This is a genomic window from bacterium, assembly GCA_024224155.1.
GTDB lineage: Bacteria > Acidobacteriota > Thermoanaerobaculia > Multivoradales > JAHEKO01 > CALZIK01.
In genome coordinates, this window is sequence record JAAENP010000536.1 from 1 (window position 1) to 7952 (window position 7952).

General features: G+C 65.1%; 8 protein-coding genes. 1 reads left to right on the forward strand and 7 read right to left on the reverse strand.

Going from position 1 to position 7952, the window contains the following annotated elements; all coding sequences use genetic code 11:
- The 7 genes from GY769_25015 to GY769_25045 all read right to left on the reverse strand — a co-directional run.
- A partial coding sequence (locus GY769_25015) for a (Fe-S)-binding protein (protein ID MCP4205185.1) occupies nucleotides 1-1222 on the reverse strand: 1222 nt, incomplete at its 3' end.
- A gap of 4 nt (nucleotides 1223-1226) precedes the next feature.
- On the reverse strand, nucleotides 1227-3674 hold the full coding sequence (locus GY769_25020; GenBank protein ID MCP4205186.1) for an FAD-dependent oxidoreductase: 2448 nt from the start codon (nucleotides 3672-3674) through the stop codon (nucleotides 1227-1229).
- The gene (locus tag GY769_25025; GenBank protein ID MCP4205187.1) at nucleotides 3671-4285 is read right to left on the reverse strand and encodes a pyruvate ferredoxin oxidoreductase; all 615 of its coding nucleotides are present in this window, start codon (nucleotides 4283-4285) and stop codon (nucleotides 3671-3673) included. The genes GY769_25020 and GY769_25025 overlap by 4 nt, the downstream gene beginning before the upstream one ends.
- Nucleotides 4282-5223 carry a 2-oxoacid:ferredoxin oxidoreductase subunit beta gene (locus GY769_25030; protein MCP4205188.1) on the reverse strand — a complete coding sequence of 314 codons (942 nt, stop codon included), beginning with the start codon at nucleotides 5221-5223 and terminating at the stop codon, nucleotides 4282-4284. The genes GY769_25025 and GY769_25030 overlap by 4 nt, the downstream gene beginning before the upstream one ends.
- 19 nt (nucleotides 5224-5242) lie before the next feature.
- Complete coding sequence (locus GY769_25035) at nucleotides 5243-6499, reverse strand: 2-oxoacid:acceptor oxidoreductase subunit alpha (GenBank protein ID MCP4205189.1); 1257 nt, start codon at nucleotides 6497-6499, stop codon at nucleotides 5243-5245.
- Nucleotides 6406-6687 carry a 4Fe-4S dicluster domain-containing protein gene (locus GY769_25040; GenBank protein MCP4205190.1) on the reverse strand — a complete coding sequence of 94 codons (282 nt, stop codon included), beginning with the start codon at nucleotides 6685-6687 and terminating at the stop codon, nucleotides 6406-6408. Before GY769_25040 ends, GY769_25035 begins: the two co-directional genes overlap by 94 nt.
- Nucleotides 6688-6715: 28 nt before the next feature.
- Nucleotides 6716-7360 carry a MarR family transcriptional regulator gene (locus GY769_25045; GenBank protein ID MCP4205191.1) on the reverse strand — a complete coding sequence of 215 codons (645 nt, stop codon included), beginning with the start codon at nucleotides 7358-7360 and terminating at the stop codon, nucleotides 6716-6718.
- A gap of 227 nt (nucleotides 7361-7587) precedes the next feature.
- On the opposite strand from GY769_25045, the gene GY769_25050 reads away from it, so the two are divergent.
- Nucleotides 7588-7952: patatin (locus GY769_25050; protein MCP4205192.1), on the forward strand; the 365-nt coding region annotated here is incomplete at its 3' end.

A 7952-nucleotide genomic window follows, 5' to 3' on the forward strand; every position in this document is an offset into this window, starting at 1 on the left:
GAGGCCCGGCGCGAGGGAGCAGCGCCGGCGCGAGAACGGTCAGGTCCTGCCCCGCGGTCCTGGGCGCTTCGGGCTTCCGCGGCCGGTCTTCGCTCGGGGCGCAGGGGAAGTGGATCAGACATTTGGGGCAGGCCGTGACCAGGGTGTCGGCTCCTGTCGCCGCCGCGCTCCGCAGCCGCTCGGACTGCAGTCGCTTGGAATTGGCATCACAGTGAATGAATCCCGAAGTCCCGCAGCACTGGGCATCGACGCCGGTCTTGTCCATCTCGACGAAACGGCTTGTGCCGTTCTCGCCGCCATTGCCGTCGGCCTGGCTCCCGTTGCTCCCGATGCTCGCGAGCACTCGCCTGGGCGCGTCGATGACTCCGAGATGGCGGCCGAGCCGGCAGGGATCCTGGAAAGTCAGCGTGCCGGTCGTCTCGTCATTCAGGATCAGCTCGCCGGCCTCGATCTTCTCGGCCAGAAACTCGGACATGTGCTGGACCCTAGGCTGGTAGGCCGGCGCGGCCTCGGGGTAGTCCATCCGCCACGTACGACAGCATTCGGCGCAGGTGGTGACGATGTGCTTGACCCCGCGTGCCTCGAAGGCTTCTGCGTTGGCGCCGGCCAGCGCCTCGAAAGCCTCGCGCTCGCCATTCCAGAGCAGATCGTGACCGCAACAGCGCTCCTCGGACAGCAGTACCGGTTGGATGCCGACGTGATTCAAGAGTCGAATCGCGGAGCGTGCGATCTCGAGAGTCTCGAGTCCCAGCTCGCGCTCGAACAGAATGTCGTAGAACGGTAGGCAGCCGACGAAGAGGGCGACCTCGCCATCGTCGGCGATCTCGAGATCGGGATCGAGGCCGTCCTCGAGCCAGGCGAAGTCTCGGCTCGGTGGCTTCGGGCCCGCCATCACCCGAGCGGCCGATTGCAGCATCTCCCCGTGCGGACAGGCCCGGCGCTCCCCCGAGGCCGCGAGACCGCGCACGCCGCGGACGAAGTCGATGAAATGAACACCCTCCGGGCAACGCACCTCGCACGAGCCACAGGTCAGGCATGCGTCCAGCGAATGGGCCTGGCCGCCCTGGCTTCTCACGATCTCTGACTCGGGATCTCTGATCGCCACCATGCGGGCGGCGGAGAACCATCCCGATGGCGACAGCGGGCACATCGTGCTGCACTTGCCGCAAGCCAGACAGAGAGCGGCATGGGTCTCTTTTCTGAGTGTCGTGAGGTCGAGCATGACGCTAAATCTCCCCGCTCCGGCCGGCACGAACCGTCGTCGCTTTGCCGGATTCCGGCACTATGCCCAGCATTTGGAGCTCCGGAGACTCCGTGTCGCCCTCGCCCGCCCAATCCGCGAACACGCACTCGGGATCCGCGCCGAGGGTGGCGAGAAGCTTGCGCATTCTGATCAGCTGCTCCGCCGCGAGCTGGGGACCGAAGCCGTAGCGGCAACTCCCGGTCAGGCAGCCGGCGATCAGGAAGCCGCCGGCGCCGTGGCGATAGAGCTCGAGCAGAACCCCGGCGTCGAGCTGACCGGCACAGCGTACCGGCACCAGGTGAGCATCCGGCGGCCGCAGTCGATGGTCGTCGAGAGCCATCCGGACACCCTCGATCCGGCGCTGACAGGCGAACACGAGGAGAGGCGACCGCGACGAGGACTCGAGCAAAGGTGGATAGAGGTCCTCGAAGCGAGTGCCCCACCATCCGGGAGCAATCGTACTCGGCACGGCGGCGTCGGTCGGACACACCGCGACGCAGAGATTGCAGCCGCGACACAACGCCGGCTCGACTTGCACCGTGGTCTCGGGCGCCTTCGCGTCCACCAGGCGGATGGCGTCAAACGCACAGACCTCGATGCAACGGGCACAGCCGCGGCAGTAGTCTTCGTCGACAGTGACGCGGTTGGGCGCCAGGTCGACTTCCCATCCGGTGGGCAGGTCGATGTCATGAGCCGGCCACGAAGACGGAGCCGGGAGCAGCCGGGCTGCCGCCCGTTCCTCACCTCGGTCCAGGGCTCCGGCGAGACGCGCGGGCACGCGCACCAGTGTCGCGAGCCCTCCCGGTTCGGCACCGGCTCTGTCATCGTCACGACTCAGTGTGATGTGGCGGCGGCCGCAGGAGGCGGCGCAGATCAGACACTCGCTGCACGGCCCACAACGCATGCAGCGCCCGGCTTCGGCGACCGCGGCTTCCGGCGTGAACGCGAACTCGACTTCTTCAAACTCACGACCCGAAATGATTGCTGCGTGAACCGGCTGTCGCCGGCGCGCCGGCACCGGCGGTGGAGCCGGAACTTCGTACTCGGTCTCGGCTGGTGTGCGCTGGCGCTCGGCCGCCACGACTGGTCGTCCGTCCTCCAGGAAATGCCGCATCGCCTCGGCCGCTCGGTGGCCCGCAGCGATGGCGTCGATGACCGTGGCAGGACCGGTCACCACGTCGCCGGCGGCAAAGACCCCATGCAGCGCCGTCATGGCCGAGTCCGGGTCCACCTGAATCAGGCCGCCCGCGGCAACCCGCTCGGTCACGCGTTCGGGCAAGAAGTCGAGCACCGCTTCCTGGCCGATGGCGGCGAAGATTCGATCGGCTTCGAGCACGAACTCACTCCCGGGAATCGGAATCGGTCGGCGGCGGCCGCTCCCGTCAGGCTCCCCAAGCGCCACTTCGAGACATTCGAGGCCTTCGAGCCGGCCTTCTTCGACCACGACCCGCGCGGGAGCGCTCAGTAAGCGCAGCTCGATGCCCTCTTCCTCGGCGACCTCGATCTCCTCTTCATCCGCCGGCATCTGGTCGCGATGGCGGCGGTAGACAATGGTGACCCTCTCGGCACCCAGCCGCAGCGCGGCGCGGGCAGCCTCGATCGCCGTCGAGCCGCCTCCGATTACGAGCACTCGGCCGTCTACCGCGGTGTGGTCGCCACTGTTGACTCTCCGCAGGAAAGAGAGGGCATCTTCGACCTCGGAGCACTCGTCCTCGCCCTCGAGTCCCAGGCGCCGACCGCGCTGGGCGCCCACCGCGAACAGAGCGGCGGCGTAGTCGCCGAGGAGATCCTCGAGCTGTCCACCCGAGCCAACTCGACAGTCGGTTCGGATGTCAATGCCTGCGCGCTCGAGAATGGCAATCTCCCGGTCAAGCACGTCGGTCGGTAGTCGGTAGTCGGCAATGCCGTAGCGCAGCATGCCGCCGGCCGCCGGCGCGGCTTCGAATACGGTCACTGGATAACCGGCCCGGCGCAGATCGTAGGCTACGGTCAGGCCGGCCGGTCCCGAGCCGATAATGGCCACTCGGTCGGACTTGTCACCCAGCTCGGGGGGCTCCGGCGGCTCCGGCAACGGCAGCTCGAGCTCGAGATCGGCGATGAACCGCTTGAGCGCCCGGATCGCGATCGGCTCGTCGATCTCACAACGCTTGCATGCGCTCTCGCACGGATGATGGCAGATGCGGCCACAGATGCCAGGCAGCGGGCAGCGCTCTCGCACCACCTCCAGGGCCTCGAAAAAGCGGCCTTCGGCAATCAACGAGACGTACGACTTGACGTTGATCCCGGCGGGACAAGCCTGGGTGCACGGCGATGGCTCGACGGGAAGAATCCGGAACGGCTCGGGCTGAAGCTTGGGAATCAGAAGCCCCGCGCCGCTCAGTTCTCGCAGCCCGGGCTGGCGAGCGCCCGTGTCGGCTCTCGCGTCCGTCATCGCGCGACTCCTTCCAGCGGTGGGCGATGGGCGTCCAATACCGGCTGGTGAGTCGCCTCTTCTAGAAACTCGAATCCTCTTTCGAACGCCGCGAGGTTGAGCTCCTCGGTGCCGGGTGGCACCGCGTGCAGGACCGCCTCGCGCAGCGCATCCCGCGGAACCAAGCCGGTCACGGCACCGACAAAGCCCACCATGACGATGTTCTGGACGATTGCCCGACCCAACGACTCGGCGATGCGCGTGGACGGCACGCTGCTCGATCGCTGGCCTTTCTTGACTCTCGGACGGACCAGGTCTTGCTCGTAGATCAAAATGCCGTCGTCCTTGAGCTCGTCGCGATACTTCTCGTAGCCCTCGGACGACATCGCCACCAGGATGTCGGGCCTGCTGATGTATGGATACAGCACCTCGCCCCTTGAAACCGCCAGCGTGGCACTGCAGGCGGAGCCGCGCGCCTCGGGCCCGAAGCTCTGGATCATGGTGGCGTTCATCCCCGCATTGATCGCGCAGGCGTGGCCGATGATGTGACCCGCCAGTACAACGCCTTGACCGCCAAAGCCGGTAATGCGGATCTCGGTCCGGTCTGCGGACGGGGTCGTCGCGCTGGTCATTGCAGCCACCCTCCTTCAACCGGCATTGGGACATACTTGTCACCTAGAACCCGGCCGTAGTGCTCGTCCATCCGATCCAGAAACGTGGGCTTCTGCTCATCCACGAATTTGCCGCAGGTGATCGACTTCTGAAAATCGATGTCGAGCTCGCGGGTGTCGGCGCCGTGTCGAATCTCGGCGTTGTCGTGATAGAAGCGCATGCCGTTCAAGCCCGTCCCCAGCTTGTTGAGCCGGGAGTAGAGCGTCGGGCACGGAGCGATGACTTCGATCAGCCGGAATCCCTTGCGATCGAGGGCCTCTTCGATCGCCCAGGTCAGCCGTCGAATGTGCAGGCAGGTCCAGCGGGCCACGTAAGGAGCGCCGCACGATGCGGCCAGATGCGGAATGTTGAAGGGCTCTTCGAAGTTGCCGAACGGCATGGTCGACGACTTCGCCGTCAGCGGCGTAGTCGGCGCGTTCTGGCCGCCGGTCATGCCGTAGATGAAGTTGTTGATCAGAATGACCAGCAAGTCCATGTTGCGACGGGCCGCGTGGATGAAGTGATTGCCGCCGATCCCCGAGAGGTCTCCATCGCCCGAGAAGACCGCCACTTCGAGCTCGGGTCGGCCGAGCTTCAAACCGGTGGCGAAGGGAATGGCGCGGCCGTGGGTCGTGTGAAAACCATCGAGCTTGAGGTAGCCGGCCGCCCTCCCTGAGCAGCCGATGCCGGAGACCACCGACACCTTGTCCAGGTCCGCACCGCTGCGCTCGAGCGCGCTGGCGAAGCACTTCACCACGGTGCCGATGCCGCAGCCCGGGCACCAGACGTGCGGGATCCGCTCCATGCGCAAGTAGGGGGTTACCGGGTGCTCCGGCGGGTGCTCAGAGACAGCGTCCGGAAGAAACTCCGGAGGCGTCGGGGGAAAATCGGTTCGCGTACCTACCTTATTTTCACTCATTGTTCTCTGCCGTCACTCTTCATGCCGCGGCCGCTGCTGCTTGGGCGATGACCTCGGCGATCACGGCCGGATCGTGCACGCTGCCGCCACCGTGGGAGACCGGCAACACCGGGCACTTGCCGCCCGCGCAGCGTTCGACCTCCAGCACGAGCTGGCCATAGTTGATCTCGGGCACCACGATTGCGCCCACCTTGCCGGCCAGTTCGCGGATCCGCTTTTCCGCGAACGGCCAGATGACAATGAGCCGGAGCGAGCCGACCTTGACACCCCGCCGGCGCGCCATGTCGATGGCCAACCTCGCCACTCGAGCGGTGATGCCGTAGGTGACGACCACGACCTCGGCGTCATCGGTTGCTTCCTCCTCGAAGCGCACGATCTCGTCTACGTTGTCGGTGATCTTGTCGAGCAGCCGACGGACGCAGGTCTCCTGGCACTCGGCGCTCATCACCGGGTAACCGCGCTCGTCGTGGGTGAGGCCAGTGGTGTGGAAGCGATAGCCGTCGCCGGCGCGGGCGAACTCCGGCGTCGGTTTTCCGTTGATCTGATAGGGCAGAAACTCCTCGCGCGTCTTGGCGGTCAAGGCGCGCGGAATCACCTCGATCTCTTCCGCAGGTGGAATCATCACCCGCTCGGTCATGTGGCCGACGATCTCGTCCATCAGGAACATGACCGGAACGCGATAGATCTCTGACAGATTGAAAGCGTCGATGGTCAGGTCGAACGCCTCTTGCGGCGACTGCGGCGACATGGCGATGATCTCGTAGTCACCGTGTGAGCCCCAACGCGCCTGCATCACGTCGGCCTGCCCGACCATGGTGGGAAGACCGGTCGAGGGGCCCCCACGTTGGACGTTGACCACCACACACGGGGTCTCCATCATCGCCGCCAGGCCGATGTTCTCCATCATCAGGCTGAAGCCCGGTCCGCTGGTCACGGTCATCGATTTCGTGCCGGTCCAGGAGCCTCCAACCACCGCCGCCATGGAAGCGAGCTCATCCTCCATCTGAATGAAGGTCCCGCCCATCACCGGAAAGCGCCGTGAGATCCTCTCCACCACCTCGGTCGACGGCGTGATCGGATAGCCGGCGACGAACCGGCAGCCGGCGGCCATCGCGCCCTCGCCGCACGCGAAGTCGCCATCCAGATAGTGAGCTCCGGTAAGAACGCCCGCGGGATCGGCCTTCACGACGACACCTCCTCGGTCGCCTCGACGGCGGCCACGCTGAAGATCGCAAACTCGGGGCAGATCATCTCGCACAGGTTGCAGTTGACGCATTCACCGTGCTTGACGACTTCCGGCGGGTGGTAGCCCTTGCGATTGAAGGCCTCCGACATCACCAGAACGTCGCATGGGCAGTACTCGACACACCAAGCGCAACCTTTGCACCGGTCCTCCACAATGAAAACCTCGCCCAAGTGGCTGGCAATCGTGTCGGCGTCCAGCGGTCTTCGCCAGTACTGCACGTCGCATCCTTCTTTTCTCAAGGTCACTTCAGGCCTCCAGCCTCTGCGAGGCTTGCCGTTTTCCCTCAGCGAGCTTCTGGTATGGACAGCCGTGGTGAAAATGTTGAATGGGACACCGCGGATCGAAGTGGGCCGAGCAGCGAAGGCAAAGCCCCTCGACGTCGTCTTGGTTCTGAATCAACGCGACCGAAAAGCGCTCGAGCAAACGCACCAACTGGGACAGCTCCTCGGCGCTGAACGCGTCCAGCACCGGCCCGAGTCGCTCCAGCTTGAGCGCTTCGTAACGCTCGACCAAGCGCCGTCCCTTGCGGCTCGTGGTCAGAAGCGTCGCTCGACGGTCGGTTTGACACGGCGACCGAGCCACCAAGCCAAGACCTTCCAGCTTGTCGACATTCTTGGTCGCGGCGGGCGGAGACACCCCGAGGAAATCGGCGATCTGGCCGATCTGGTGCTTCCCGTTCAGGGTAATGAGCTGGAGCAGGTGGAGCTGCGGCAGCGAGAGATGCTCGGCTCCGATCTCCTCGAGCAGCTTGACTTCGAGCAGCTCCCGAACGGCCGAGCCGAAGATGTGGGAATAGCGGATGAGCCCGAACAGCTCACTGTTCGGAGAATCGGGCCCGCCGCTACGTCCCTCCGCGGCGGCCGGCCCGGCTGCGGGGTTGTGCAGGACCATTTGTTTAACCGCCCGAAACTATTTAACCAGGTAAAGTATAGGGACCAAGAAAATAAAAACACCACCCATTTGGGCGGTTTTGACGGCGGATGAGAACACCCCCACAGCGAATCCGCCCTCGGCTTCACCACCCCTCGGGGCGTTGTGGCGTCGTCTTCGGAGGATCAGACTGGCGGAGCCTCGAGAAAGTCCCATTCGGAGGATCCGAGGGAGCTTCCCGAAACCGCATGGAACACCGTCTGGGCATCGTCCTCTCCGGCGGCGGCAGTCGCGGCATCGCCCATATTGGTGTGCTTAAGGCCCTGGAAGAGAACGGACTGGCCCCCGACTGCATCGCCGGCACCAGCTCGGGCGCCATTGTCGGCGCCCTCTACGCCGCGGACTACCCGGCGGAAGAGATGCTCGAGTTCTTTAAGGTGAAAAGCCCGTTCAAGCTCTCGAAGTTCGCCCTGGGCAAACCCGGGTTCATCGATACCGAGAAGGTCGTGGCCGACTTTTTGGAGTATTTTCCCGAGAACTCCTTCGAGGCCCTCGCCAAAAGCCTCTTCCTGACCGCCACCGACATCGTCAACGCCCGGCTCGAGATCTTCAC